This is a genomic window from Bradyrhizobium sp. CCBAU 51765, assembly GCF_015291725.1.
In the GTDB taxonomy this organism is placed as follows: Bacteria; Pseudomonadota; Alphaproteobacteria; order Rhizobiales; family Xanthobacteraceae; genus Bradyrhizobium; species Bradyrhizobium liaoningense.
This window is the reverse complement of record NZ_CP030038.1, coordinates 4,784,046-4,809,092: the sequence shown is the minus strand read 5'-3', so window position 1 is coordinate 4,809,092 and position 25,047 is coordinate 4,784,046. Positions and strand designations below refer to the sequence as shown.

At 65.5% G+C, this 25,047-nt stretch carries 21 protein-coding genes; 12 read left to right on the top strand and 9 right to left on the bottom strand.

Annotated elements, in window-relative coordinates; translation table 11 throughout:
- Positions 1-2 precede the first annotated feature (2 nt).
- The gene (locus tag XH96_RS23125; RefSeq protein ID WP_194387816.1) at positions 3-1,472 is read right to left on the bottom strand and encodes an FAD-binding oxidoreductase; all 1,470 of its coding nucleotides are present in this window, start codon (positions 1,470-1,472) and stop codon (positions 3-5) included.
- 155 nt (positions 1,473-1,627) lie between these two features.
- On the opposite strand from XH96_RS23125, the gene XH96_RS23120 reads away from it, so the two are divergent.
- Positions 1,628-2,122, top strand: a complete 495-nt coding sequence (locus XH96_RS23120; RefSeq protein WP_194387815.1) for a hypothetical protein — start codon at positions 1,628-1,630, stop codon at positions 2,120-2,122.
- A gap of 137 nt (positions 2,123-2,259) precedes the next feature.
- On the opposite strand, the gene XH96_RS23115 is transcribed toward XH96_RS23120, so the two are convergent.
- The 3 genes from XH96_RS23115 to XH96_RS23105 all read right to left on the bottom strand — a co-directional run bounded on the left by XH96_RS23115 (position 2,260) and on the right by XH96_RS23105 (position 5,909).
- On the bottom strand, positions 2,260-3,549 hold the full coding sequence (locus XH96_RS23115; RefSeq protein ID WP_194387814.1) for an MFS transporter: 1,290 nt from the start codon (positions 3,547-3,549) through the stop codon (positions 2,260-2,262).
- A gap of 115 nt (positions 3,550-3,664) precedes the next feature.
- On the bottom strand, positions 3,665-4,861 hold the full coding sequence (locus XH96_RS23110; RefSeq protein ID WP_194387813.1) for an acetyl-CoA C-acyltransferase: 1,197 nt from the start codon (positions 4,859-4,861) through the stop codon (positions 3,665-3,667).
- 277 nt (positions 4,862-5,138) lie between these two features.
- A complete protein-coding gene (locus tag XH96_RS23105; protein WP_194387812.1) occupies positions 5,139-5,909 on the bottom strand; it encodes an enoyl-CoA hydratase in 771 nt (256 codons plus the stop codon).
- Between the two features lie 157 nt (positions 5,910-6,066).
- On the opposite strand from XH96_RS23105, the gene XH96_RS23100 reads away from it, so the two are divergent.
- The gene (locus XH96_RS23100; protein WP_061876779.1) at positions 6,067-6,594 is read left to right on the top strand and encodes a PaaI family thioesterase; all 528 of its coding nucleotides are present in this window, start codon (positions 6,067-6,069) and stop codon (positions 6,592-6,594) included.
- A 69-nt stretch (positions 6,595-6,663) separates the two neighbouring features.
- Positions 6,664-7,284: a TetR/AcrR family transcriptional regulator gene (locus XH96_RS23095; RefSeq protein ID WP_194387811.1), complete on the top strand. Its 621-nt coding sequence runs from the start codon at positions 6,664-6,666 to the stop codon at positions 7,282-7,284.
- A 132-nt stretch (positions 7,285-7,416) separates the two neighbouring features.
- Here XH96_RS23095 and XH96_RS23090 read toward each other — a convergent pair whose 3' ends face one another.
- On the bottom strand, positions 7,417-8,325 hold the full coding sequence (locus XH96_RS23090; RefSeq protein WP_194387810.1) for a LysR family transcriptional regulator: 909 nt from the start codon (positions 8,323-8,325) through the stop codon (positions 7,417-7,419).
- A gap of 101 nt (positions 8,326-8,426) precedes the next feature.
- Here XH96_RS23090 and XH96_RS23085 point away from each other — a divergent pair, with 101 nt between their 5' ends.
- The 8 genes from XH96_RS23085 to XH96_RS23050 all read left to right on the top strand — a co-directional run bounded on the left by XH96_RS23085 (position 8,427) and on the right by XH96_RS23050 (position 17,925).
- Positions 8,427-9,923 (top strand): CoA-acylating methylmalonate-semialdehyde dehydrogenase, encoded by a 1,497-nt coding sequence (locus XH96_RS23085; protein WP_194387809.1) that lies wholly within the window; start codon positions 8,427-8,429, stop codon positions 9,921-9,923.
- A 119-nt stretch (positions 9,924-10,042) separates the two neighbouring features.
- Complete coding sequence (locus XH96_RS23080; protein ID WP_194387808.1) at positions 10,043-11,188, top strand: isobutyryl-CoA dehydrogenase; 1,146 nt, start codon at positions 10,043-10,045, stop codon at positions 11,186-11,188.
- A complete protein-coding gene (locus tag XH96_RS23075; protein WP_194387807.1) occupies positions 11,185-12,252 on the top strand; it encodes an enoyl-CoA hydratase/isomerase family protein in 1,068 nt (355 codons plus the stop codon). The genes XH96_RS23080 and XH96_RS23075 overlap by 4 nt, the downstream gene beginning before the upstream one ends.
- A gap of 25 nt (positions 12,253-12,277) precedes the next feature.
- Positions 12,278-13,168 carry a 3-hydroxyisobutyrate dehydrogenase gene (mmsB, locus tag XH96_RS23070; protein WP_194387806.1) on the top strand — a complete coding sequence of 297 codons (891 nt, stop codon included), beginning with the start codon at positions 12,278-12,280 and terminating at the stop codon, positions 13,166-13,168.
- Complete coding sequence (locus tag XH96_RS23065) at positions 13,168-14,886, top strand: AMP-binding protein (RefSeq protein ID WP_194387805.1); 1,719 nt, start codon at positions 13,168-13,170, stop codon at positions 14,884-14,886. Before mmsB ends, XH96_RS23065 begins: the two co-directional genes overlap by 1 nt.
- Entirely contained in the window at positions 14,887-15,366 is a 480-nt protein-coding gene (locus XH96_RS23060; RefSeq protein WP_131871456.1) for a MaoC family dehydratase, read from the top strand.
- A gap of 230 nt (positions 15,367-15,596) precedes the next feature.
- Positions 15,597-16,514 carry an SDR family NAD(P)-dependent oxidoreductase gene (locus XH96_RS23055; RefSeq protein WP_131871457.1) on the top strand — a complete coding sequence of 306 codons (918 nt, stop codon included), beginning with the start codon at positions 15,597-15,599 and terminating at the stop codon, positions 16,512-16,514.
- 169 nt (positions 16,515-16,683) lie between these two features.
- The gene (locus tag XH96_RS23050) at positions 16,684-17,925 is read left to right on the top strand and encodes a TIGR03862 family flavoprotein (protein WP_194387804.1); all 1,242 of its coding nucleotides are present in this window, start codon (positions 16,684-16,686) and stop codon (positions 17,923-17,925) included.
- Positions 17,926-18,025: 100 nt separating this feature from the next.
- Here the strand turns inward: XH96_RS23050 and XH96_RS23045 are convergent, their stop codons facing one another.
- The 3 genes from XH96_RS23045 to XH96_RS23035 form a co-directional block, all read right to left on the bottom strand.
- Positions 18,026-19,105 (bottom strand): D-TA family PLP-dependent enzyme, encoded by a 1,080-nt coding sequence (locus XH96_RS23045; protein WP_194387803.1) that lies wholly within the window; start codon positions 19,103-19,105, stop codon positions 18,026-18,028.
- Between the two features lie 112 nt (positions 19,106-19,217).
- Entirely contained in the window at positions 19,218-21,029 is a 1,812-nt protein-coding gene (locus tag XH96_RS23040; protein WP_194387802.1) for an ABC-F family ATP-binding cassette domain-containing protein, read from the bottom strand.
- A 2-nt stretch (positions 21,030-21,031) separates the two neighbouring features.
- Complete coding sequence (locus XH96_RS23035; RefSeq protein ID WP_194387801.1) at positions 21,032-21,523, bottom strand: YaiI/YqxD family protein; 492 nt, start codon at positions 21,521-21,523, stop codon at positions 21,032-21,034.
- Positions 21,524-21,627: 104 nt separating this feature from the next.
- Here XH96_RS23035 and XH96_RS23030 point away from each other — a divergent pair, with 104 nt between their 5' ends.
- Entirely contained in the window at positions 21,628-22,428 is an 801-nt protein-coding gene (locus XH96_RS23030; protein ID WP_194387800.1) for a hypothetical protein, read from the top strand.
- A 129-nt stretch (positions 22,429-22,557) separates the two neighbouring features.
- On the opposite strand, the gene XH96_RS23025 is transcribed toward XH96_RS23030, so the two are convergent.
- A complete protein-coding gene (locus XH96_RS23025) occupies positions 22,558-24,930 on the bottom strand; it encodes a xanthine dehydrogenase family protein molybdopterin-binding subunit (protein WP_194387799.1) in 2,373 nt (790 codons plus the stop codon).
- Positions 24,931-25,047: the final 117 nt, after the last annotated feature.

Below are 25,047 nucleotides of genomic sequence, written 5' to 3'. Positions count from 1 at the left end.
AGTCACAGGCGCAGAACCTTGCCCGGGTTCATGATGTTCTGCGGATCGAGCGCGCGCTTGATGGTGCGCATGATGTCGAGCTCGGTCTTCGACCGGTAGTGACTGAGCTCGTCGAGCTTGTCGATGCCGATGCCGTGCTCCGCCGAGATCGATCCGCCCATGGACGTGATGAGGTCGTTCACGGCCCGCGTGATGGCGCCCTTGTATTGGGTCAGTGTCTGCTGATCCATGCCGACCGGCCCCATGAACGAGAAATGCAGATTGCCGTCGCCGATGTGACCCAGGGGGTAGGGGCGGATGGTCGGGAGGATGTCGATCACGGCCCTGGTCCCCTTGTCGATGAAGTCCGGGATCCTGGAGATCGCCACCGACACGTCGTAGCTCAGTCCCGGACCTTCGGCCCGGGAGGCCTCGGCCACACCCTCCCGGATCCGCCACATGTTGCGCGACTGGCCGACCGTATGAGCGATCGCGGCGTCGAGCACGCGGCCGGCCTCGAGCTGGTCGGCAAGGAATTGCTCCAGCTTCTCGGACATGCCCTCGGTCCCATCCCGGCGTGGGCGCGCAGACGACCATTCGAGCAGGAGATACCATGGCGTGTCCGCCTTGAGCGGATCCTGGGTGCCGGGAATGTGGCGCAGCACCATGTCGATGGCGGCGCGGCTCATCAGCTCGCAGGAGCCGACATTGTCCTCGGAGGCGCTATGGGCTTCGGACAGGATCTCCAGCGCCGCGCGTGGATCCCGGATCGCCAGCCACGCGGTGCTGACGTCCTTTGGCGCCGGCCACAGCTTGAGCACGGCCTTGGTGATGATGCCCAGCGTGCCTTCGGCGCCCATGAACAGGTGCTTGAGGTCGTAGCCCGTATTGTCCTTCTTGAGCGCACGCAATCCGTCCCAGACGTCACCGCTGGGCAGGACGACTTCGAGTCCCAGCACGAGATTGCGGGCGTTGCCGTAGCGCAGCACCTGCACGCCGCCGGCGTTGGTCGAGAGATTGCCGCCGATCATGCACGAGCCCTGGGCGCCGAGGCTGAGCGGCAGGAACCTGTCGTGCTTGCTGGCGGTCTCCTGCAGCGTCTGCAGCACGCAGCCCGCCTCGACCGTCATCGAATAGCCGACGGGGTCGACATCCAGCACGCGATTCATGCGGCCGAGCGACAGCACGATGCCGGTGTGCGCCGGCCAGGGCGTGGCCCCACCCATCAGGCCGGTGTTGCCGCCCTGCGGCACGATCGCGACGCCGTGCGCGTGGCAAAGCCTGACCACTTTCGACACTTCTTCGGTGCTGCCGGGACGAACGACGGCGCCGGCCCCGCCGACCAGGAGTCCCCGCCAATCCGTCACGAACGGCTGCTTGCCGTGCTCGTCCTCGATAAATCCCTTCTCGCCGACGATCGCGCGCAACGCATCGCGCATCTCGGCGGTCACAGGAGTGGTCGGGATGATGGGTGCGGACGACGGAGCCGGCATTTTGTTTCCCCTGGGGTACATCTTGGCGTGTACTCGATGTGCCGATCCCGGCAACGTTCAGGCAATCTTTGCAACATTTCTAAACAGCTTCGTCAACATCCCGCGGCTGTTGGGGCTTAGGACGCGCCCAGACTTTACAAATCAGGATCGGCAGAATGATATTGAAGTTTCCGGCGGCGCGCATCGGCATCGGCGCGGCCTGCCTCGTTCTTATCGGCATCAGCCCGCTGTGCGCAGAGCCGGTGTTCGACAGCCTGGCCGGCGCATGGTCGGGTATCGGTACGATGAAGCCGTCGGATGGTCCGCGTGAGAAGGTCCGCTGCAAAGTGGCATACAATGTCACCAGGCCGGGACGGTCGCTGACACTCGATCTGCGCTGCGCAAGCGATGCGTACAAGATGGTCCTGTCCGCGAACATCGAGCAGAGCGGGACGGAGCTTTCCGGCAACTGGTTCGAGAGCGAATATCGACAGGGCGGCAAGGTCTACGGCACGAACAAGGACGGCCTGATCGAGGCGCGAATCGAGGGAAACACGGTGGCCGCGCTGGTGACGATCCAGACCAAGAGCAATCGTCAATCCTTCCTGATGGAGGCGCCGGGGTCCTGGATGTCGGAGGTCGCAATCGAATTGAACAAGGATTCGAAGTGACGCCGATCCTCGTGCCGTCACAATCTTCCATACACGGCAACCGCTCTTCGTTTCGGCGCGCCGGGTGCTCGAGGGGTTCACCGGCTCGAGCGGATTGGTGACGCCGCCGTATTCGGCGTCACCAGCACGATCGGATACTACGCCATCGCGGGCTGCGGCCTGGGCTGCCGCGACAGCGCCAGCACGATCAGCGCGGCGAACACGCACAGCGCGCCGGCAATGAAGAACGCAGGCAGGTAGCTCTCATACACCGTCCGCGAGAAGCCGGCACCGAACGCTGCGGCGCCCGCGCCGAGCTGATGGCCGGCGAAGATCCAGCCGAACACCAGATTGGCGCGCTCCGGTCCGAACTTCTGCGCGGTGATCCGCACGGTCGGCGGCACTGTGGCGATCCAGTCGAGACCATAAAACATCGCGAAGACGGAGAGGCCGTAGAACGAGAAGTCGCTGAAGGGCAGGAAGATCAGCGAGAGCCCGCGCAGGCCGTAGTACCAGAACAGGAGCCAGCGATTGTCGTAGCGGTCCGACAGCCAGCCCGACATGATGGTGCCGAAGAAGTCGAAGATGCCCATCGCGGCCAGCAGGCTCGCGGCCTGAACCTGCGGGATGCCGAAATCGAGGCACATCGGGATCAGGTGCACCTGGACGAGGCCGTTGGTCGAAGCGCCGCAGACGAAGAAGGTCGCGAACAGGATCCAGAACGCCGTCGATTTCGAGGCATCGCGCAACGTGCCCAGCGCAACGCCGGTGATCGTGCCGTGGCTGACCGGCGGGGCGGGCAGGGGCTCGGTACCTTCATCGCCGAACGGGCGCAGGCCGACGTCGCCCGGCCGGTCGCGCATCACCAGCAGCACGGCGACCGCGGACACGCCGAGCGCGATGCAGACGAAGCCGAGTGCGAGCCGCCAGCCGTAATGGTCGGTGAGGCTTGCCAGCAGCGGCAGGAACACGAGCTGGCCGGTGGCGACGCTCGCGGTCATGATGCCGACGACGAGGCCGCGTCTTGCTGCGAACCAGCGCGTGGCAATCGTCGCGCCGAGCACCAGGGCGGTCATGCCCGTGCCGATCCCGATCACCACGCCCCACAGCGCGATGAGCTGCCAGACCTCGGTCATACCCAGCGAGAGCACGAGCGCCGAGACCACGATCAGCTGCGCGACCAGCGTCACGTTGCGCAGGCCGTAGCGGTTGAGCAGGGCGGCCGCAAACGGGGCCATCAGCCCGAACAGGATGAAGCGGATCGACAGTGCGGAGGAGATCTCCGCCGTGCTCCAGCCGAACTCCTTCTGCAGCGGCACGATGAACACGCCGGGGGCGCCGACCGTGCCAGCGCTGATCAGCGCGGCGAGGAAGGTCACGCCGACCATCACCCAGCCGTAGTGAATGTTGCGGCGGGAAAGCGCTGCCGCGAGCCAGTTCGAGATCATTGGGCCTCAATCTTGGTTTGCGAGCCCCGGGAGACCCGCGTCATCGTTACATTCTGGCACAGGCGAGGAAAGTCTGAAATGACAGACTTCCCTTGATTTCGGCCATTGCGGACGGCTAGTGCGCCGGACGCTCCACTGCGATGGCCGTGGCTTCGCCGCCGCCGATGCAGAGCGCGGCGATCCCGCGTCTGAGGTTCTGCGCTTCGAGCGCATGCAGCAGCGTCACGATCAGCCGCGCGCCGGTGGCGCCGATCGGGTGTCCGAGCGCACAGGCGCCGCCGTTGATGTTGAGCTTTTCGCGGGGAATGCCGAGATCGCGTTGCGCAGCCATCGCGACCACGGCGAACGCCTCGTTGATCTCGAACAGGTCGACATCGGAGGCAGCCCAGCCGACCTTGTCGAGCAGCTTGCGGATCGCCGGAATCGGCGCCGTGGTGAACCATTGCGGCTCCTGGCTGTGAGTCGCATGGCCCTTGATCTCGGCAAGAACAGGCAGGCCGCCCCGATCGGCGAGCGAGCGCTTCGTCAGCACGAGCGCAGCGGCGCCGTCGGCATTGGCGGAGGAGGCCGCCGGCGTGATGGTGCCGTTGGCGCGGAACGCCGGCTTCAATCCGGGAATCTTGGCGGGATCGACCTTCAGCGGATGCTCGTCATTGGCGATGACGCGCGGGCCGGCCTTCTCGGTCAGCGTGATCGGCGCGATCTCCGCCTTGAACGCGCCGCCCTCGACGGCCTTGCGGGCGCGGCTGAGCGTCTCCATGGCATAGGCGTCCTGGTCCTTGCGGGTGAACTGATAGGCCTCAGCCGTGGCCTCGCCGAAATCACCCATCGAGCGGCCGGTCTCGTAGGCGTCCTCGAGCCCGTCCATCATCATGTGGTCGATGATGCGGTCATGGCCGACGCGATAGCCGCCGCGCGCCTTGGCGAGCAGATACGGCGCGTTGCTCATGCTCTCCATGCCGCCGGAGACGACGATCTCGGCCGAGCCCGCGCGGATGATGTCGTGCGCCAGCATGGTCGCCTTCATGCCGGAGCCGCAGACCTTGTTCACCGTGGTGGCGCCGGTGGCATCGGGCAGACCCGCGCCACGCGCCGCCTGGCGCGCCGGTGCCTGGCCTTGTCCGGCCGGAAGCACGCAGCCCATGAAGACCTCGTCGATCTTTTCGGGGGTGAGCTTGGCGCGCTCCAGCGCCGCGCCGATCACGTGCGATCCGAGCTTGTGGGCGGCCAGCGGCGACAATTCGCCCATGAAGCGGCCGAGCGGGGTGCGGGCGGCGGAGACGATGACGACGGGATCGGCGGCTTCGGCCATGACGAGAACTCCCTGCGATGGCGGGTAAGATTACGGTCATCATATGATGCGACGCAAAAAATGCAACCGCGCCGGGGATGAGAAAATGTCGTGGCTCGGATGAGATTTGCTCACCGCACACTGTCATCGCCCGCGAAGGCGGGCGATCCAGTATTCCAGAGGCGGTGCGGCCAGAACCGAGAAGCCGCGGCGTACTGGATGCCCCGCCCCCGTGCGCAATTGCGCGCTAGGCGGGGCATGACACTGTCTTTCGAATGCGCTTGGCGCTTTCCAGCTTTTACCGCTTCCGGTTCACAAACGCGCCCATCAGCCGTGTCGGCTCGTCCGTCAAAAACGACTCGCCGAATACCTTGACGCTCAAATTCACCGACTCCGTCAGCGGCAGTTCCTCCCATTGCCGCAGCAGTGCCTTCTGCGATCGCAGCGCCTCGGGGCCGCATTCGAGCAGCGCCTTCACGGTGTGCTCGATCACGGCATCGAGTTCGCCCTCCGGCGCGACCTTGTCGATCAGTCCCCAGGCCAGCGCGGTCGGGGCGTCGATGTTCTCCGCCGTCATCACCAGCCAGCGCGCGCGGGCCCAGCCGATCAGGCGCGGCAAGAGAGCGGCATGGATCACCGAGGGGATGCCGACGCGCACCTCCGGCATGCCGAAATGCGCATCATGCGCGGCAATGCGGAAGTCGCAGGCCGCCGCCACTTCGAGCCCGCCGCCGAGACACCAGCCGGGCATCCGCGCGATCACCGGGGCAGGGAATTGGCGCACCGCCTCGCAGAGATCGCGCAGGCGGCTGATGAAGGTTTCGGCGGATTTCTGGTCGAGCTTGGCCATCTCCTTGATGTCCGCGCCGCCGATCATGCTCTTCTCGCTCTGGCCGCGCAGCACCACGACCCGAATGCTGCGGTCGGACGCGATCTGCTGGAGGCCTTCGCGCACGGCCTCGGTGACGGGCGAGCCGAGAATGTTGAGCGGGCCGGCGTTGCAGATCGCGACATGAACGACGCCGCGCGCATCGCGCGTCACGCCGCAGTGGTTGTTGAGCATTTCCATCGGGGCATCTCGAAGGTTTCGTGGACGCGTGCGAGGCGCACTGGTCGGGATCACTTCCGGGCCGAAACGGCCGGCTTGTCAAGCGGGGCCCATGAGACCGAGTTGCCAGCGCGAAGTCCGTGGCATAGTATGACGTATGTCATTCAATGAGGTGGCCATGACCGACATCGATCAAATCGCCCTGTTTTCGCCGGCGCAGCGGCGTGAGCGCGTGGTGGACTGGCAGGTGCCGGCGCCGGTCGCGAAAGCGGCGATGGGCCTGTCGGGCATGGACGCCATGCTCGGCATTCGCGACGGCCGGTTGCCGCCGCCGCCTTTTGCGAAGCTGATCGGGTTCATCATGGCCGTTGTCGAGCCGGGCCGGATCGTCATGGAACTGGAGCCGCGCGAAGATCTCGAAAACACCATCGGTCTTCTCCACGGCGCGACCGCAGCGGCGCTGCTCGATACGGCCATGGGATGTGCGATTTCGACCCGGCTCGAGGCCGGGCAAAGCTCGGTGACCCTCGATCTGAAGCTGACCTATCTGCGTCCGCTGTCGGTTCGCTCCGGGCTGATCTCGGCCGAAGGCAAGGTGATCAAGCTGGGACGCCAGACCAGCTACACCGAGGGCTTTGTCCGCGACGGCAAGGGGGCCCTGGCGGTCCATGCAACTGCAACCTTTTCCATGATCGGCGTAACTTAACGTGAATTAATGCACCGATCCCGGCATTTGCGTGCTATGAAATGACTCTCGACATCCAATGAGATCCGCATGCGCTATTCCCCGGAACACAAGCAGGAAACCCACGACCGCATCGTGAAGAAGGCCTCCGTGCGGCTGCGCGAGAAGGGTGCCCATGGCATCGGCGTCGCCGATCTCATGAAGGAGGCGGGCCTGACCCATGGCGGCTTCTACGCGCATTTCGATTCCCGCGAGGCGCTGGTGATCGAGGCCTTTGGCTATGCCATGGACCGCTCGATGGAGCACTGGCGCAAGCTCACCGGCGAAGCCGCTCCTGAAAAGCGCCTGGCGCTGATCGCGGAAAGCTATCTGTCCACGCTGCATCGCGACAATCCCGGCCATGGCTGCTCGGTTCCCGCGCTGGGCGCCGAGATCGCCCGCGAGAGCCCGAAGACACGCAAGGCCTTTGCCGGCAAGCTCGACCAGATGATCGAGATGATGACCGACTATATGCCGAACATGCCGCGCAAGGCCGCGCGCAAGCAGGCGATCGCGACGCTGGCGACCATGGTCGGCACCATGCTGCTGGCGCGCATCGCCGGCTCGAACGAATTGTCGGACGAGGTGCTGAAGGCAGGCCGGGATAGCGCGCTCGAGGGAGCGAAGCGTGAACCGAAGGTCGCAGCAGCGAAGAAAGTGAAGCAGAATTGAGGTTCGGTAGGGTGGGCAAGGGCGCCCTTGCGCCGTGCCCACCATCTTTCCACGATTGCGGCTGATATGGTGGGCACGCCACGAGCCGCGCTTTGCGCGCCTCGCGGCTTTGCCCACCCTACGCGACCATCGCTACCGCCCCGCAAACAGCGTCCGCTCGCGCTCGACGATCTCGCTGATGTAATCCGCCACCGCCCTGATCCGCGCGAGGTCCTTGCTGTCGGCGTGCATCAGCATCCAGAATGTCCGCATGATCGAGATGTCGTCCGGCAACACTGCGACAAGCTGCGGATGGTCGCTCGCCATGAAATGCGGGAGCACCGCAATGCCGAAGCCTGAGAGCGTAGCATTGAGCTGAGCGATCAGATTGGCGCTGCGAAAGCGCGCGGAAATCCGCGGCGACACCTGCGGCAGATAGTCGAGCTCCGGCGTGAACAGCAGCTCCTCGATGTAGCCGACGAAGCGGTGCTGCGGCAGGTCTTGCCGTGACGAGATCCTGGGAAAGCGGTCGAGATAGGCTGGCGCGGCATAGAGCCCGAGGCGGTAGTCGAGCAGCTTGCGGCCGACGATGCGGCCTTCCTTCGGCATGGTCAGGCTGATGGCGATATCGGCCTCGCGCTTGGAGAGACTGAACAGCCGCGCAGTAGCTACAAGTTGCAGATCGAGATCGGGATAGCGGTCGGCGAAGGGGGCGAGCCGGGGCGCCAGGAAGGCGGTGCCGAAGCCATCAGGGGCACCGATACGTACGGTGCCGGTCAGCCGCGCCACGGAGCCGCCGACCTGCTCCTGGTTGGCGACGATGGTCGATTCCATCGCTTCGGCGCTGTCGGCAACCCGCTGGCCGGCCTCGGTGAGGAGATAGCCGGTCTTGCGCCGGTCGAACAGCTTGGCTGAAAGGTGCTTTTCCAGCCGATCGACGCGGCGGATCACCGTGGCATGGTCGACGCCCAGCTGTTTTGCCGCAGCCGAGACCGAGCCGCCCCGCACGATGGCCAGCACGAAGCGAAAGTCGTCCCAGTCGATAGCGCCTTGATCCAGCATTTTCGCACATCTATGGTGCATTATCTCAGACTTGAATCCTATAAAATGCAGGTCGATAGGATTTGTCAAAGCGACCACGCTCGGCCTAAGGAGATCATCCCATGCGTTCAATCGGACATTTCATCGGTGGCAAGGAGGTCAGGGGCACCTCGGGCCGCACTGCCGACGTTTTCGAGCCGATGACCGGTGACGTCCAGGCCAAGGTCGCGCTGGCGTCCAAGGCCGAAGTCCGCGCCGCCGTCGAGAACGCGCGCGCGGCACAGCCCGAATGGGCCGCAACCAATCCGCAGCGCCGCGCCCGCGTCATGATGAAATTCGTGGAGCTAGTCCAGCGCGATTACGACAAGCTCGCCGAATTGCTCGCGCGCGAGCACGGCAAGACCGTGCCGGACGCCAAGGGCGACATCCAGCGCGGCCTTGAGGTCGCGGAATTCGCCTGCGGCATTCCGCATCTGATGAAGGGCGAGTACACGGAAGGAGCCGGCCCCGGCATCGACATCTATTCGATGCGACAGCCGCTCGGCGTCGTCGCGGGCATCACGCCGTTCAATTTCCCGGCGATGATCCCGATGTGGAAGTTTGCGCCGGCGATCGCCTGCGGCAACGCCTTCATCCTGAAGCCGTCGGAGCGCGACCCCGGCGTGCCGATGCTGCTCGCTGAACTCATGATGGAAGCGGGCCTGCCGGCCGGCATCCTCAACGTCGTCAACGGCGACAAGGAGGCGGTCGACGCCATCCTCGACGATCCCGACATCAAGGCCATCGGCTTCGTCGGCTCGACTCCGATCGCGCAGTACATCTACGAGCGCGCCGCGCAGACCGGCAAGCGTTGCCAGTGCTTCGGCGGCGCCAAGAACCACGCCATCATCATGCCCGACGCCGACATGGACCAGGCCGTCGACGCGCTGATCGGCGCAGGCTACGGCTCGGCCGGCGAACGCTGCATGGCGGTCTCGGTCGCAGTGCCCGTCGGCAAGTCCACCGCCGACCGCCTGATGGAGAAGCTGATCCCGCGCGTCGAGTCGCTCAAGATCGGCACCTCGATTGATCCGTCGGCCGACTACGGTCCGCTGGTCACGCGCGAGGCGGTCGAGAAGGTCAAGGGCTATATCGACATCGGCATCAAGGAAGGCGCGACGCTCGCCGTCGACGGCCGCGGCTTCAAGATGCAGGGCTACGAGAACGGCTTCTATCTCGGCGGTTCGCTGTTCGACAACGTCACCAAGGACATGCGGATCTACAAGGAAGAGATCTTCGGTCCCGTGCTCTCGGTCGTGCGCGCGCACGATTACAAGGAAGCGCTGGCGCTGCCGTCGGATCATGACTATGGCAACGGCGTTGCCATCTTCACGCGCGACGGCGACGCCGCGCGCGACTTCGCGGCCAAGGTGAACGTCGGCATGGTCGGCATCAACGTGCCGATCCCGGTGCCGATCGCCTATTACACCTTCGGCGGCTGGAAGAAGTCCGGCTTCGGCGATCTCAACCAGCACGGCCCGGACTCGATCCGCTTCTACACCAAGACCAAGACGGTGACCTCGCGCTGGCCGTCCGGCGTCAAGGAGGGGGCGGAGTTCTCGATCCCGCTGATGAAGTAAGGCTGTAGCCCAGCCCGTCATTGCGAGCGCAGCGAAGCAATCCAGACTTTCTCCTCGGACACACTGGATTGCTTCGTCGCTTCGCTCCTCGCAAGGACGAGAAAAACGAGCAGCCCAGCATGCAGTTCGCTCTGAACGAGGATCAGATCGCAGTGCGCGACATGGCGCTGGCGTTTGCGGCCGAAAAGATCGCGCCGCATGCGCTGCGCTGGGACGAGGAGAAGCACTTTCCCGTTGACGTCATGCGCGAGGCTGCCACGCTCGGTATGGGCGGCATCTATATCCGCGACGATGTCGGCGGTTCCGCCATGACGCGGTTCGACGCGGCGCTGATCTTCGAGGCGTTGGCGACGGGCTGCCCGACGACCTCGGCCTTCATCTCCATCCACAACATGGCGAGCTGGATGATCGATGCCTTTGGCAGCGACACCCAGCGCCACACATGGTTGCCAAGGCTTTGCACCATGGAGCTGATCGCGAGCTACTGCCTGACCGAGCCTGGCGCCGGCTCGGATGCGGCCAGCTTGCGCACCCGTGCGGTACGCGACGGCGACCACTACGTCCTCAACGGCCAGAAGCAATTCATCTCAGGCGCCGGCGGCACCGACGTTCTGGTCGCGATGGTCCGCACCGGCGGCGATGGTCCCGGCGGCATCTCGACCCTCGTCATCGACGGCAAGACGCCGGGCGTCTCCTTTGGTGCCAATGAGCGCAAGATGGGCTGGAACGCGCAGCCGACCCGCGCGGTGATATTCGAGAACGCCCGAGTGCCGGCGGCCAATCGGCTCGGCGAGGAGGGCGTCGGTTTCAAGATCGCGATGGCCGGTCTCGACGGCGGCCGCCTCAACATCACGGCATGCTCGCTCGGTGGCGCGCAGACCGCGCTCGACAAGGCGCGCACCTACATGAAGGAGCGCAAGGCATTCGGGAAACGCCTCGACGAGTTCCAGGCCCTGCAATTCCGCCTCGCCGACATGGCGATCGAACTCGAGGCCGCGCGCACCTTCCTGTGGCGTGCCGCGGCCGCGCTGGACCGCAAGGACCCCGACGCCACCATGCTGTGCGCGATGGCCAAGCGTTTCGGCACCGACGTCGGCTTCGAGGTCGCCAACCACGCGCTCCAGCTGCACGGCGGCTACGGCTATCTCAGCGAATACGGCATCGAGAAGATCGTGCGCGACTTGCGCGTGCACCAGATCCTCGAAGGCACCAACGAAATCATGCGGCTCATCGTAGCGCGCAAGCTGATCGAGGGCGCACGATGAGTTCGGCGGAGGAGGGCGACCTCATCGTTCGCCGCGAGGGCGCAGCGGGAGTGATCCGGCTCAACCGCCCAAAGGCGATCAATGCCATGACCTTGGAGATGTCCATCGGCATCGATGCGGCGCTGGACCGGTTCGAAACCGATCCCGAAGTCGGGTTGATCATCCTGGAAGGCTCCGGCGAGCGGGGCCTCTGCGCCGGCGGCGACATTCGCGGCCTTTGGGAGAGCTCGCGCGAGGGCGGCGATCTCGGCGCGCGGTTCTGGCGCCAGGAATACGTCATGAATGCGCGGATCGCGAAATATCCGAAGCCGTACGTCGCGTTCATGGACGGTCTCGTCATGGGGGGCGGCGTCGGCCTCTCCGGCCATGCCAGCCACCGCGTCGTCACCGACCGCACCAAGCTTGCGATGCCCGAAGTCGGGCTCGGCTTCTTCCCCGACGTCGGCGGCACCTGGTTGTTGTCGCGCTCGCCTGGCGAGATCGGCACGTATTTCGGCCTGACCGGGCAGACCATGAATGGGCCGGACGCCATCCACGCCAAGTTCGCGGATGCCGTGGTGCCGGCGGCCAAATGGCCGGAGCTGCGCGAGGCGCTGACCAAGCTTGGTCAGGACGCGACCGCAGCCGACGTCAGCAAGCTCATCAATGGCTTTGCGACGGGCGAGACGGCCGGGCCAGTGACCGCAAAGCAGGCGGCCATCGACGCTCTGTTCGGCTTCGACCGCATGGAAGACATCTTTGCGGCCTTGAAGCGCGACGGCTCCGAGTTCGCGCAGGCGACGCTGAAGACGCTCAACGAGAAATCGCCGCGCGGCATGGTGGTGACTTTGAAACTGCTACGCCTCGCGCGCGGATCGTCGAGCCTGGAAGAGTGCCTTGTGCGCGAATACCGCGCCGCGCTCGAAGTCTTCCGCAGCGACGATTTCCGCGAGGGCGTCCGCGCCGCCGTGATCGACAAGGACCGCAACCCGACCTGGTCGCCGCCGCGGATCGAGGATGTGACGCCGGAGATGCTTTCGCCGTATCTCGCCGAGATCGGCGCCGATGAGCTGAAGTTCAACTAACAACGCTACAGCGGAGGAAACGACAATGGCCACGATCGCATTCATCGGTCTCGGCAACATGGGTGGCCCGATGGCCGCCAATCTGGTCAAGGCCGGCCACAAGGTGGTGGCGTTCGACCTCGTCGAGGCCTCCCGCAATCAGGCCAAGGCCGACGGCGCCGGCATTGCCGAAAGCGCCGCGGGCGCGGTGAAGGGCGCCGATGTCGTCGTCACGATGCTCCCCGCAGGCAAGCACGTGCTCGGCGTCTGGAACGAGGTCGTTCCAGCCATGACCAAGGGCGCGCTGATCATCGATAGCTCCACCATCGACGTCGAAAGCGCGCGGCAGGCGCATGCGCTGGCCGCCAAGCACGGCGTGCTCTCGGTCGATGCACCGGTTTCCGGCGGGACCGGCGGCGCCAAGGGCGCGACGCTCACCTTCATGTGCGGCGGCGAGGAGAGGGCGTTCGCAGCCGCCAAGCCGGTCCTCGAAAACATGGGCAAGAAGATCGTGCATTGCGGCGGCGCCGGCGCCGGCCAGGCGGCCAAGATCTGCAACAACATGATCCTCGGCATTTCCATGATCGCGGTGAGCGAGGCCTTCGCGCTCGGCGAAAAGCTCGGGCTCTCGCACCAGGCGCTGTTCGACGTCGCCTCGACCTCGTCCGGCCAGTGCTGGTCGCTGACGACCTATTGCCCGGTGCCGGGGCCGGTGCCGACCTCGCCGGCAAACAACGACTATAAGCCAGGCTTTGCTTCTGCGCTGATGGTGAAGGATCTGACGCTGGCGCAGGACGCCGCGAAGGCTGCGGGCGCGGCGACGCCGCTCGGCAAGCATGCGCAGGAGATCTATCAGTCTTTCGACGCAGCCGGGCAGGGCGGGGTGGATTTTTCCGGAATTATCAAGCACGTTAGGAGTTTGGCCGGGAAAGCTTGATGACGACATTCCAGGAAGCGCGCGCGTTTCTGCTAAAGCACCGCACGGAATACGAGGCGGCGGTCAAGGGATTCCGCTGGCCCGATCCGGTTCCCTTCAACTGGGCGCTCGACTGGTTCGACGCCGAACTGGCGGCAAATGCTGACAGCAAGGACCGCCCCGCGCTCTGGATTGTCGATGCCGCACAGGACAAGCAGACAAAACTGTCGTTCGCGGCGCTCTCGAAGCGCTCGAACCAGGTCGCCAACTTCCTCCGCGCGCAGGGCCTCAAGCGCGGCGACCACCTTTTGCTGTTGCTCGGCAACGTGGTTCCGCTGTGGGAGACGATGCTGGCGGCGATGAAGCTCGGCGTCGTCGTGATTCCAGCGACGACGCTGCTCACCGCTGACGAACTTCGCGACCGGCTCGATCGCGGCAAGGCGAAAGCGGTGGTCGCCGCCGAGGATCAGGTCACAAAATTCGCGAGCCTTGGCGCCGAGAGTGTCGTCCGCATCGTGGTCGGCGCGGCTTCCAACGGCTGGCTGGCCTATGACGAGGCGGCGAAAGCCTCGGAGAGCTTCGCGCCTGATGGTCCGACCAACGCCGACGACCCGATGCTGCTCTATTTCACCTCGGGCACGACGGCGAAACCAAAGCTGGTCCGGCACAGCCAGCGCAGCTATCCGGTCGGCCATCTCTCGACGATGTACTGGATCGGGCTGAAGCCCGGAGACGTTCACCTCAACATCTCATCGCCCGGTTGGGCCAAGCACGCCTGGAGCTGCTTCTTCGCGCCGTGGAATGCGGGCGCGACCGTGTTCGTGGTGAACCAGCCGCGCTTCGATGCCAAGGCGCTGCTCGCCACCATCGGCCGCTGCGGCGTCACCACGCTGTGTGCGCCGCCCACGGTATGGCGGCTGTTCATCCAGGAGAACCTTGCATCGTTCAAGGTGGCCTTGCGCGAGGTTTGCGGCGCCGGCGAACCGCTGAACCCTGAAGTGATTGATCAGGTGCGGGCGGCCTGGGGACTTACCATCCGTGACGGATACGGGCAGACCGAAACCACGGCGCTCGCCGGCAACTCGCCGGGCCAGAAGATCAAGGTCGGCTCGATGGGTCGGCCGCTGCCGGGCTATCGCGTGCAGATCAGCGACGCCGACGGGAACCCGGCCAAGGAAGGCGAGGTCACGCTGGTGCTCGGAACTGAGCGCCCGGCCGGCCTGATGCAGGGCTATCAAAGCGACGACGGCAAGCTGTCTGGCGCCGAAGGCGAGCTCTATCGCAGCGGCGATGTCGTGTTCGAAGACGACGAGGGCTATCTCACCTTCGTCGGCCGCTCCGATGACGTGTTCAAGTCGTCGGATTACCGCATCAGTCCGTTCGAGCTCGAGAGCGTGCTGCTGGAGCATGAGCTGGTCGCGGAAGCCGCGGTGGTGCCGAGTCCGGATCCGATCCGGCTCGCCATTCCCAAGGCCTTCGTGCTGCTGACGTCGGGCGCGGAGCGTTCGCCCGAGACCGCGTTCTCCATCTTCAAACATCTCCATGCGCGCCTCGCACCATTCAAGCGCATTCGCCGTCTCGAAATCGTCACCGAGCTGCCGAAGACGATCTCTGGAAAAATCCGTCGCGTCCAGCTACGACGGCTGGAACGCGACAATGATCGCGACGATCCACTGCGCGGCCGGGAATTCCGCGAGGAGGAGTTTCCGGAGCTGGCAAAGACACGGAGCGAGACCTAAGTGAACGAAGTCTGGAAGAAGCCGCCGATTACGCTTCAGGCCTATCAAGCCATGGTCGGCAAGGAGATCGGCGTGTCCTCGTGGCACCTGATCGATCAGCCCCGCATCGACACCTATGCCGACGTGATCGAGGATCACCAGTTCATCCATGTCGATCCGGAACGCGCGAAGAAAGAGACCGCGTTCGGCACGACGATTGCGCACGGCTTCCTGACGATGTCGCTGATGTCGATCATGTCCTACGAGGTGATGCCGGTGATCGCGGGCACCACGATGGGCGTGAACTACGGCTTTGACAAGCTGCGCTTCATCTCCCCGGTCCGCTCGGGCAAGCGCGTTCGCGGCCGCTTCGTGCTGACGGAGGCCAAGCTGCGCAAGCCCAATGAGTTGCAGTCCCGCACCAACGTCACGGTCGAGATCGAAGGCGAGGACAAGCCCGCGCTGGTCGCGGATTGGCTCGGGCTGATCTATTTCGAGTAACTCCGCCCGCCATGGCCGGGCTTGACCCGGCCATTTATCGCTGCTCAAAAGCTGACCAAATCCCCCGCGGAGCGCTCTTACCCTCTCCCCCTGTGGGAGAGGGTGGCTTCGCGGAACGCGAAGCCGGGTGAGGGGTATCTCTCCGCGGACTCGCCTGCCGAGACAGACCCCTCATCCGGCGCTTGCGCGCCACCTTCTCCCACAAGGGGAGAAGGAAGAAAGGAAGCACTATGGCAATCAGGTTCGACGGACGCGTCGCTATCGTCACCGGCGCGGGCAATGGTCTTGGCAAGGCTCACGCGCTGGGATTGGCCAGCCGCGGCGCCAAGGTCGTGGTCAACGATTTCGGCGGCGCGCGCGATGGCACCGGCGGCTCGCTGTCGCCGGCCGAATCCGTTGTCGAGGAGATCCGCAAGGCCGGCGGCACCGCGATGGCCGACGGCGCGGACGTGTCGAATTTCGAGCAGGTCACCGCCATGGTCGAGCGCGCCACCAAGGAATGGGGCAGCGTCGATCTCCTGTGTGCCAATGCCGGCATCCTGCGCGACAAGTCGTTCGGCAAGATGGAAGCGGCCGATTTCCAGAAGGTGCTCGACGTGCATCTCGTCGGCACCTTCTATTGCTGCAAGGCGGCCTGGGCCGGCATGCGCGACCGCAACTACGGCCGCATCGTGCTGACCACCTCGTCGTCCGGCCTTTACGGCAATTTCGGCCAGGCCAATTACGGCGCGGCGAAATCCGGCATGGTGGGCCTGATGAACGTGCTCGCGGAAGAGGGCCGCAAGAACGACATCCGCGTCAACATCATCTCGCCGACCGCGGCGACCCGCATGACCGAAGAGCTGCTGCCGCCGCAGGCGCTGCAACTGATGAAGCCGAACGCGATCACGCCGGCGGTCGAGTACATGCTCAGCGAGGACGCGCCGACCCGCACCATCATGGGCGCCGGCGCCGGCTCCTTCGCGGTGATCAAGATTCTCGAGAGCGAAGGCATCAACCTGCCGGAGTCCGAATGGACGCCGGACGCGGTCGCCGCGCATTTCGCGGAGATCAGCGACATGTCGAAGGCCAAGGCGCTGACGGGCGCGTTCGAGCAGACGCAGAAGTACGTGGCGCAGGCCGCGGCAAGAGCGGGGATCAAGCTCTAGCCGGACTGTCATTCCGGCGCGTCGCAAGCAGCGAGCCCGGAACCGTACTCATCGTCATGGCCGGGCTTGTCCCGGCCATGACGTTCTTGCGAGGCTCTCGTGGATGTCCGGGACAAGCCCGGGCATGACGACCTGTTCCGTAGAACCGGCGTGCTCTAAAATTCGGACCATGACCTCAACGGACAACCACATCGCCGTCATCGGCGCCGGCCCCGCCGGGCTGACGGCGGCGGAGGTACTTGCGCAGGGCGGCGCCCGCGTCACCGTCTATGACGCCATGCCGTCCGCAGGTCGCAAATTCCTGATGGCCGGCCGCGGCGGGCTCAATCTTACCCACAGCGAGCCGCTGACGCAATTCATGGCGCGCTATCGCGAGGCGGCACCGAAGCTGCAAGCGGCGATCGAGGCGTTCCCGCCGGATGCGCTGCGGGCCTGGAGCGAGGCGCTGGGCGAGCCGACCTTCGTCGGCACCAGCGGGCGGGTGTTTCCGAAAGCGTTCAAGGCCTCGCCCTTGCTGCGCGCCTGGCTGCGGCGGCTCGATGCTGGCGGCGTGCGGTTTGCGTTTCGTCATCGCTGGATCGGCTGGGACGAGCACGGCCGGTTGCTGTTTCGCACCGGCGACGGCGAACGGTCGATCGAGGCCAGGGCAGTGGTGCTCGCCCTTGGCGGGGCAAGCTGGCCGCGGCTCGGATCGGACGGCGACTGGGTCGATCTTCTCGCCGCAAGGGGCATTGCCGTCTCGAAGCTCCGGCCGGCCAATTCCGGCTTTATGGTCGCGTGGTCCAAAGTGTTCCGCGACCGTTTCGAGGGCCAGCCGCTCAAGGGCGTGATGCTGACGATCGGCGCGCACACGGTGCGCGGCGAAGCGATGATCACGCGTGGCGGCATCGAAGGCGGTGCGATCTACGCGCTCTCGGCCGAGCTGCGCGAGGCGGTGCTGGATCTCGGGCACGCGATGCTGACGATCGCGCTGCGGCCGGACCTTGCCGTCGCAGACCTGACAACGCGCCTGTCGGGCACGCGCGGCAAGCAATCGCTGGCAAACTTCCTGCGCAAGGCGGCGCAATTGTCGCCGGTCGGCATCGGCCTGATGCAGGAGGCCGCCATCGCGTCCGGCCGGCCGCTGGCGTCGTTCTCACCGGCCGAACTCGCGCGCCTGATCAACGCAATCCCGGTTCGGCTCACCGGCACAGCGCCGATCGATCGGGCGATCTCGACGGCAGGCGGAATAACGTTCGACGAGCTGGACGAGCACTTCATGCTGCGCAAGCTGCCGGGCGTGTTCGCCGCCGGCGAGATGCTGGATTGGGAGGCGCCAACGGGCGGCTACCTGCTCCAGGCGTCATTCGCGACGGGGGCTGCGGCGGGCAGGGGCGCGCTGGGCTGGGTCGTCCAATTGCAGAAATCGTAGGGTGGGCAAAGGCGCGAAGCGCCGTGCCCACCATCTTTTCCAGGCACTGCGAGAAAGTCGTGGGCACGCTCGCTTTGCCCACCCTACGGCAATGTGCTCCCTACCGCAGCTTCCCCCGCGCCGCGACTGGCAGCGTGCCGATGATCTCCTCGCCGCGCACCATCACCACTTCGTCCATCATGTTGACGACGACGCAGACATGGTTCGGCACGATGCGGACGACGTCGCCGACATTCGGCCGCGTGTTGCTGCGGGAGAGGTCGAGGAAGCCGTGCTCCTCGGCGAATTTCGCGATCTTGGCCTCGGGATGCTCCAGGATCAGGCCGTGGCCGTCGAGGCCGCCGGTATCCGACGTCAGCGTCTTCGAGCCGGCGTCGAGAATGCCGCGCTCGGGCGCGGCACGGCTCACCACGGTCGAATAGATGTGCAGCGCGCAATCGTCCCAGCCGGCGACGCCGGCGGCGACCTGCATGCGGTCATTGTAGATATAGGTGCCGAAGCGATGCTCGGTGCCGCCCTTGAGCTTGCCGATGTTGACCAGGTTCGGCGTGCCGCCGGTCGAGACGATCTTGGCGTCGAGCCCGTGCGCGCGCGCGCCGGCCAGCGCCTCGTCATAGAATTTCTGTGCCTCAGCCCAGCCGGCCTCGGTCGGATACAGCATGAAGCCGGCGAACGCGAGTCCCTTGGAGGCTGCGATCTCACGCGCCAGCGCGATCGCCTCGGCCGGCGTTTCGACACCCGCACGCTTGCGGCCGGTGTCGCATTCGACGACGACCGAAAGCGGGCGGCCCGATGCTGCGGCTGCCTTGGGCAACCCGGCGACGACGGTCGAATTGTCGGCCGCTACCGTCATGTTGGCCTTCGCCTGCAGCGCGCCGAGGCGCGCCATCTTCTCTTCGCCGAGCAGATTGTAGCTGATCAGGATGTCGTCGATGCCGGCATTGGCCATGATCTCGGCTTCGCCGAGCTTCTGGCAGGTGATGCCCTTGGCGCCGGCCGCGACCTGCATCCTGGCGATGGTCGGGTTCTTGTGCGTCTTGATGTGCGGGCGGTTGGCGATGCCGGCGTCGTCGCAGGCCTTCTGGATGCGCGCGATGTTGCGCTCGACCCGATCCATGTCGATCACGGCGCAGGGCGTGCCGTATTCGCGGGCGATTTTTGCGGCGAGGGGAGTGGTCATGTGATGTCTCTATGTTCGGTCCTGTAGGATGGGTAGAGCGCAGCGAAACCCATCATTCGCAGCAACCGGGTAGCTATCGATGGGTTTCGCTGCGCTCTACCCATCCTACGATTCAAGCTTGTTCAATCTCTTCGCGGAGCATTTCGAGTTCGAGCCAGCGCTCTTCGGCGGAGGACAGTTCTTCATGCGCCTTGGCGATCGCGGCGGAGGTGTCGTCGAATTTCCTGCGATCCCTAGTGTAGAGATCGGGATCGTCGAGCACGCGCTGCAGTTTTGCAATATCTGCCTGCAACGTCTCCATCTTCTTCGGCAGCGTTTCCAGCGCGTGCTTCTCGTTGAAGCTCAGCTTCCGCTTCGGCGCCGAAGCTGGAGCAGCGGAGCGTTCCTCTTTCTTCTCCGCCGGGGCTTGCGCCTTCGCCGTCTCGCGCTTCAGGTCGGCGCCGCGTTGCGCCAGCATGTCGCTGTAGCCGCCGGCATATTCGACCCACTTGCCGTTGCCTTCGGGCGCGATCACGGAGGTGACGACGCGGTCGAGAAAATCGCGGTCATGGCTGATCAGGATCACCGTGCCTTCGTAATCGCCGAGCATCTCCTCCAGCACGTCGAGGGTTTCGAGATCGAGATCGTTGGTCGGCTCGTCCAGCACCAGGAGGTTCGACGGCTTTGCCAGTGCGCGCGCCAGCATCAGCCGGCCGCGCTCGCCGCCGGAGAGCACCTCCACCGGCGTGCCGCGCTGCTCCTGCGCGAACAGGAAGTCCTTCATGTAGCCGACGACGTGCTTGGGCTTGCCGCCGACCATGATTTGATCGCCGCGGCCGCCGGTCAGGGCCTCCGCCAGCGTCGATTTGGGATCGAGGCTTTCGCGGTGCTGGTCGAGCGTCGCTACCTCCAGATTGGCGCCGAGACGTATCGTACCGGAATCCGGCTGCATGCCGCCGGTGAGCAGATTGACCAGCGTGGTCTTGCCGGCGCCGTTCGGGCCGATGATGCCGAGCCGGTCGCCACGCTGGATGCGGGTCGAAAAGTTCTCGACGATCTTGCGCTCGCCATAGGCCTTGGTGATGCCCTTCGCCTCGATCACCAGCTTGCCGGATTGCTCGGCTTCGGCCGCCGCGAGATTGGCGCTGCCGGCGGTGCCGCGATAGTTGCGGCGCTGGTCGCGCAGGGCATGCAGATTGGCGAGCCGCTTGACGTTGCGCTTGCGCCGTCCGGAGACGCCGTGGCGAAGCCAGTGCTCCTCGTCGACGATCTTGCGGTCGAGCTTGTGCTGGTCGCGCTCCTCTTCCGCCAGCACCTCATCGCGCCAGGTCTCGAACGAGGCAAAGCCGCGATCGATCTGCTTGATCCTGCCGCGGTCGAGCCAGGCGGTCGAGCGTGACAGATTGGTGAGGAAGCGGCGGTCGTGGCTGATGATCACCAGCGCGCTGCGGCGGCTGTCCAGCTCCTTTTCCAGCCACTCGATGGTGGAGAGATCGAGATGGTTGGTGGGCTCGTCCAGCAGCAGGATGTCGGGCGAGGGCGCGAGCACATACGCCAGCGCCGCGCGGCGGGCCTCGCCGCCGGAGAGATTGTGCGGGTCCTCGTTGCCGGTCAGCCCGAGCTGCTCCAGCAGATAGCGCGCCTGGTAAGGATCGTCGCCGGGGGCGAGGCCGGACTCGACATAGGCGAGCGTGGTCTTGTGGTCACCGAAGTCCGGCTCCTGCGGCAGGTAGCGAACCGTGGCGCCCGGCTGCACGAAACGCGTGCCGGAGTCGGGCTCGACCAGGCCGGCTGCGATCTTGAGCAGTGTTGATTTGCCGGAGCCGTTGCGGCCGATCAGGCAGACGCGCTCGGATGGCGCGACGTTGAGCTCCACGCCTGACAACAGCGGCGTGCCGCCGAAGGTCAGCCTGATGTCTTTCAACTGGATCAGCGGCGGCGCCATGGTCAGCCCTGACTCGTTGCTGCCGCATCGGCGCGGCGGCGGGCGATCCGGCGCAGCGTCTGGTCGAGCGCCGAAAGGAAGGCGGAGCGGTCGCGCGGCGCGAACGATCGCGGGCCGCCGGTGACCTCGCCGGCCGAGCGCAGATCCGTCATGAGATTGCGCACTGCCAGCGTCATCCCGATCGATTCTTCGGTGAAGGGTTTTCCATTCGGCGCGATCACGTCGGCGCCCGCCTTCACGCACCGGCTCGCCAGCGGAATGTCCGACGTCACGACGACGTCGCCGGGCCTGGCGCGCTCCGCGATCCAGTCGTCCGCTGCGTCCATGCCGGCACCCGCGGCGATGCGCTCGATCAAGGGGTCCTGCGGCACGCGAATGAAATTGCCGGCAACGACGCTCACGGGCACGCCGTGCCGGAGCGCGACACGGTAGATCTCGTCCTTCACCGGACAGGCGTCGGCGTCGACATAGATGCGGGTGGGGGTGTCAGTCATTCGCCGCGTGGTACCCTATTCGGGCCCCAAAGGCGAGGGGATTGACCCTGGTTCCTCAGGCCCTACGATCGCTCCCGAACAACAAGAAAACAGGGAAGATGCCCATGCCGAACCGGCTCGAAACCTACCGCGTCGAGGCTTACAACACCGCCAAGCAGTCCGAAAACAAGATGCACGACGACAATGTGGCACGCCGCTTCGGCTTTTCCGGCGGACTGGTCCCCGGCGTCGACGTGTTCGCCTACATGATGCACGTGCCGATCGCGCGCTGGGGACACGATTTCCTGTCGCGCGGACTGGTCGAGGCCCGCTTCATCAAGCCGGTCTATGACGGCGAAACCGCCGACGTTGATGCCACCGAGCACAACGGCCTGCTTACGATCGAGGTGTTCAGCCGCACCGAGCTTTGCGCCACCGGGACGGCCTCGCTGCCGGCGAAGGCGCCTGCGGTGTCCTTGAGCGATTATGTCGAGGTCCCCGCGGTCGCCGAGCGAAAGCCGGTCAGCCCCGCGACGTTCGAAACAGGCAAATGGCTCGGCACGACGCCCCGACGCTGGGCCGGGCAGGACGCCAATGACTATCTCGCCGACATCAGGGAGATCGACCCGATCTTCACGCGCGAGGACCTCGGTCATCCCGGCCTGATCCAGCGCGTCATGAACCGCGTCCTCGTCGACAACACCATTCTGGGGCCCTGGATTCACGTCGGCAGCCGCATGCAGCTGCTGTCAGCCGCGCGCGTCGGTGACGAGATCTCCGCGCGCGCAAAAGTCACCGCGAACTACGAGAAGAAAGGCCACCGCTTCGTCGAACTCGACGCGCTGGTCGTCGCCAACGGCACGACGCCGCTCGCGCACTGCCAGCACACCGCAATCTACCAGCCGCGCGAGCAGGCGGCGGCGTAGGGAACGGGGCACACCATCGCCACATCGTCATGCCCGGGCTTGTCCCGGGCATCCACGTTCTTCATGCCTCGTGGTAAGGCGTGGATGGCCGGGACAAGCCCGGCCATGACGACCGAAAAAACGCAGCCCTTACGCCGCCTTGGCCTGCGCCTCCTGGATCGCACGCCACACGCGCTCCGGGGTCAGCGGCATGTCGATGTGCTTGATGCCGTACTCCGAGAGCGCATCGATCACCGCGTTCACCACCGTGGACAGGCTGCCGGCGCAGCCGGCTTCGCCGCAGCCCTTGCTGCCGAGCGGGTTGGTCGTGGCCGGCACCGGGTGGTCGCCGACCGCCATGTTCGGCACGTCCTCGGCGCGGGGCAGGGCGTAGTCCATCAGCGAGCCCGTGATCGGCTGGCCGCTCTCGTCGTAGCGGACGTGCTCCATCAGCGCCTGGCCGATGCCCTGGACGACGCCGCCATGAAGCTGGCCCGCGACCAGCATCGGATTGATCACCGTGCCGAAATCGTTGACCGCGCTGTAGCGCACGATCTGCGTCACGCCGGTCTCCGGATCGATCTCGACCTCGGCGACGTGGCAGCCGTTCGGGAAGGCCGAGGCGATCGGCTCGCTGGTGTGATCGACATCGAGCGTCTCAGGCACGCCCTCCGGCATCTTGCCGTCGTGCAGCTTCTTGGCGAGCTCCATGATGTCGATGCTGCGATCGGTGCCTGCAATCGTGAACCTGCCACCTTCGAATTCGATGTCGGCTTCGGACGCCTCCAGCATATGCGCCGCGGCGCGCTTGCCTTTCTCGATGACGAGCTGGGCGGCGCCCACGATGGCCTGGCCGCTCGCCATGATCGAGCGCGAGCCGCCGGTGCCGTTGCCGGTGTGCACGATGTCGCTGTCGCCCTGCACCAGCTTGATGTTCTCGAAGGGAACGCCGAGCTGCGCGCTCAGCACCTGCGCGAACGGCGTGGCATGGCCCTGGCCGTAATCGAGCGTTCCGGTGATGAGCTGCACGGTGCCGTCGGGATCGAATACGATCTTGCCGAGCTCGGGGCTCGGCGGCGCCGTGACCTCGAGATAGGAGCCGACCGCTATGCCGCGCAGCTTGCCGGCCTTCCTGCTCTCCTTCTTGCGCTTGGCGAAATTCTCGTGGTCGGAAATCTCGAGCGCCTTGTTGAACACGGCCTGGAAGTCGCCGCTGTCATAGGTGACGCCGGAGGAGGCCGGGAACGGAATCTGGTTCGGCTTGATGAAGTTGCGCCTGCGCAAGGTCAGCCGGTTGATGCCCATCTCGTCGGCGGCGCGGTCGATCAACCGCTCCATGTAGTAGTTCGCCTCGGGCCGGCCGGCGCCGCGATAGGCGCCCATCAACGTGGTGTTGGTCAGCACCGTCTTGATGTCGACCGCCATCAGCGGCGTGCGATAGACGCTGGAGAAATTCTTGCCCGTGTTGAGCGAGAGCGGGCCCGGCGCGACGCCGGTGATGTAGGCGCCGAGATTGCCGTAGCCGGACAGCTTGGCCGCGAGGAAATGCCCCTCGGCGTCGAGCGCGAGCTCGGCGTGGATCTTCTGCGCACGGCCGTGGCTGTCGGAGAGGAAGCTGGTGGAGCGCTCGTCAAGCCACTTCACCGGACGTCCCAGCGCCTTGGCCGCATACAGGATGCACATGTATTCGGGATAGTTGACGTTCTTCATGCCGAAGGAACCGCCGACATTGGCGGTCAGGATGCGCACCTTGTCATTCGGCACGTTGAGGTTCCTGGCGAGATTGGCGCGGTTGCCGGCGACACCCTGCGTCGGCACCTGAAGCGTGTAGCGCTCGGACTTCTTGTCGTAGGAGGCAAGGCCAACACGCGGCTCCATCGAGACCACGGCGACGCGGGTGTTCTCGATGTCGAGCTTTGTGACATGGGCGGCACTGGCAAAGGCCGCGTTGACCTTGTCCATGTCGCCATAATGGTAGTCGAGCGCGACGTTATCAGGGATGTGGTCGTAAAGCTGCGGCGCGCCAGGCTTGGCGGCTTCCTCGGGATCGGTCACCGCGGGCAGCGGCTCGATATCGAGCTCGACCGCCTCGGCGGCGTCGCGCGCCTGCGCCAGCGTCTCCGCCACCACGAAGGCGACGGGATCGCCGACGAAGCGGACCTTGTCGGTCGCGAGCGGCTGGCGGTTGGTCTGGAGCAGGGGCGAGCCGTCACGGCTCTTCAGCGGCAGGCCGCAGGTGAAGGGGCCATAACCGGCGGCATCGAGATCCTTGCCGGTCCACACCCCCAGCACGCCCGGCATCGCCTTGGCAGCCTCGCTGTTGATGCCGCGGATGATGCCATGGGCATGGGTGGAGCGGACGATCACGGCATAGGCCTGGCCGGGCAGGTTGAAATCGTCGGTGTAGCGGCCCTTGCCGCGCACCAGCGTGTCGTCCTCCTTGCGGCGGACCGGTTGCCCGACGCCATATTTTTGCAGTGCAATAGCGTTCTCGAGCGTGGACGATTTGGTGTGTTCTTGCATGGAATTGACCTGAAAAGCCGGCATTTGCGCATTTTCGCGGCAGCGGGAGACCGGACTCTCCTCAGATAACCCACCACCCCGTTCACGACAACGCACGAATGGGCATGGTCCCATGTG

Bases quoted from the DNA above. Each gene is read 5' to 3' on its own strand.
- XH96_RS23110 (WP_194387813.1), bottom strand. From the start codon at position 4,861: ATGGCCGAAGCCGCCGATCCCGTCGTCATCGTCTCCGCCGCCCGCACC.
- XH96_RS23100 (WP_061876779.1), top strand. From the start codon at position 6,067: ATGACCGACATCGATCAAATCGCCCTGTTTTCGCCGGCGCAGCGGCGT.
- XH96_RS23050 (WP_194387804.1), top strand. From the start codon at position 16,684: ATGACCTCAACGGACAACCACATCGCCGTCATCGGCGCCGGCCCCGCC.
- XH96_RS23120 (WP_194387815.1), top strand. From the start codon at position 1,628: ATGATATTGAAGTTTCCGGCGGCGCGCATCGGCATCGGCGCGGCCTGC.
- XH96_RS23085 (WP_194387809.1), top strand. From the start codon at position 8,427: ATGCGTTCAATCGGACATTTCATCGGTGGCAAGGAGGTCAGGGGCACC.
- XH96_RS23030 (WP_194387800.1), top strand. From the start codon at position 21,628: ATGCCGAACCGGCTCGAAACCTACCGCGTCGAGGCTTACAACACCGCC.
- XH96_RS23035 (WP_194387801.1), bottom strand. From the start codon at position 21,523: ATGACTGACACCCCCACCCGCATCTATGTCGACGCCGACGCCTGTCCG.
- XH96_RS23105 (WP_194387812.1), bottom strand. From the start codon at position 5,909: ATGGAAATGCTCAACAACCACTGCGGCGTGACGCGCGATGCGCGCGGC.
- mmsB (WP_194387806.1), top strand. From the start codon at position 12,278: ATGGCCACGATCGCATTCATCGGTCTCGGCAACATGGGTGGCCCGATG.
- XH96_RS23055 (WP_131871457.1), top strand. From the start codon at position 15,597: ATGGCAATCAGGTTCGACGGACGCGTCGCTATCGTCACCGGCGCGGGC.
- XH96_RS23025 (WP_194387799.1), bottom strand. From the start codon at position 24,930: ATGCAAGAACACACCAAATCGTCCACGCTCGAGAACGCTATTGCACTG.
- XH96_RS23125 (WP_194387816.1), bottom strand. From the start codon at position 1,472: ATGCCGGCTCCGTCGTCCGCACCCATCATCCCGACCACTCCTGTGACC.
- XH96_RS23115 (WP_194387814.1), bottom strand. From the start codon at position 3,549: ATGATCTCGAACTGGCTCGCGGCAGCGCTTTCCCGCCGCAACATTCAC.
- XH96_RS23045 (WP_194387803.1), bottom strand. From the start codon at position 19,105: ATGACCACTCCCCTCGCCGCAAAAATCGCCCGCGAATACGGCACGCCC.
- XH96_RS23065 (WP_194387805.1), top strand. From the start codon at position 13,168: ATGACGACATTCCAGGAAGCGCGCGCGTTTCTGCTAAAGCACCGCACG.
- XH96_RS23040 (WP_194387802.1), bottom strand. From the start codon at position 21,029: ATGGCGCCGCCGCTGATCCAGTTGAAAGACATCAGGCTGACCTTCGGC.
- XH96_RS23075 (WP_194387807.1), top strand. From the start codon at position 11,185: ATGAGTTCGGCGGAGGAGGGCGACCTCATCGTTCGCCGCGAGGGCGCA.
- XH96_RS23080 (WP_194387808.1), top strand. From the start codon at position 10,043: ATGCAGTTCGCTCTGAACGAGGATCAGATCGCAGTGCGCGACATGGCG.
- XH96_RS23095 (WP_194387811.1), top strand. From the start codon at position 6,664: ATGCGCTATTCCCCGGAACACAAGCAGGAAACCCACGACCGCATCGTG.
- XH96_RS23090 (WP_194387810.1), bottom strand. From the start codon at position 8,325: ATGCTGGATCAAGGCGCTATCGACTGGGACGACTTTCGCTTCGTGCTG.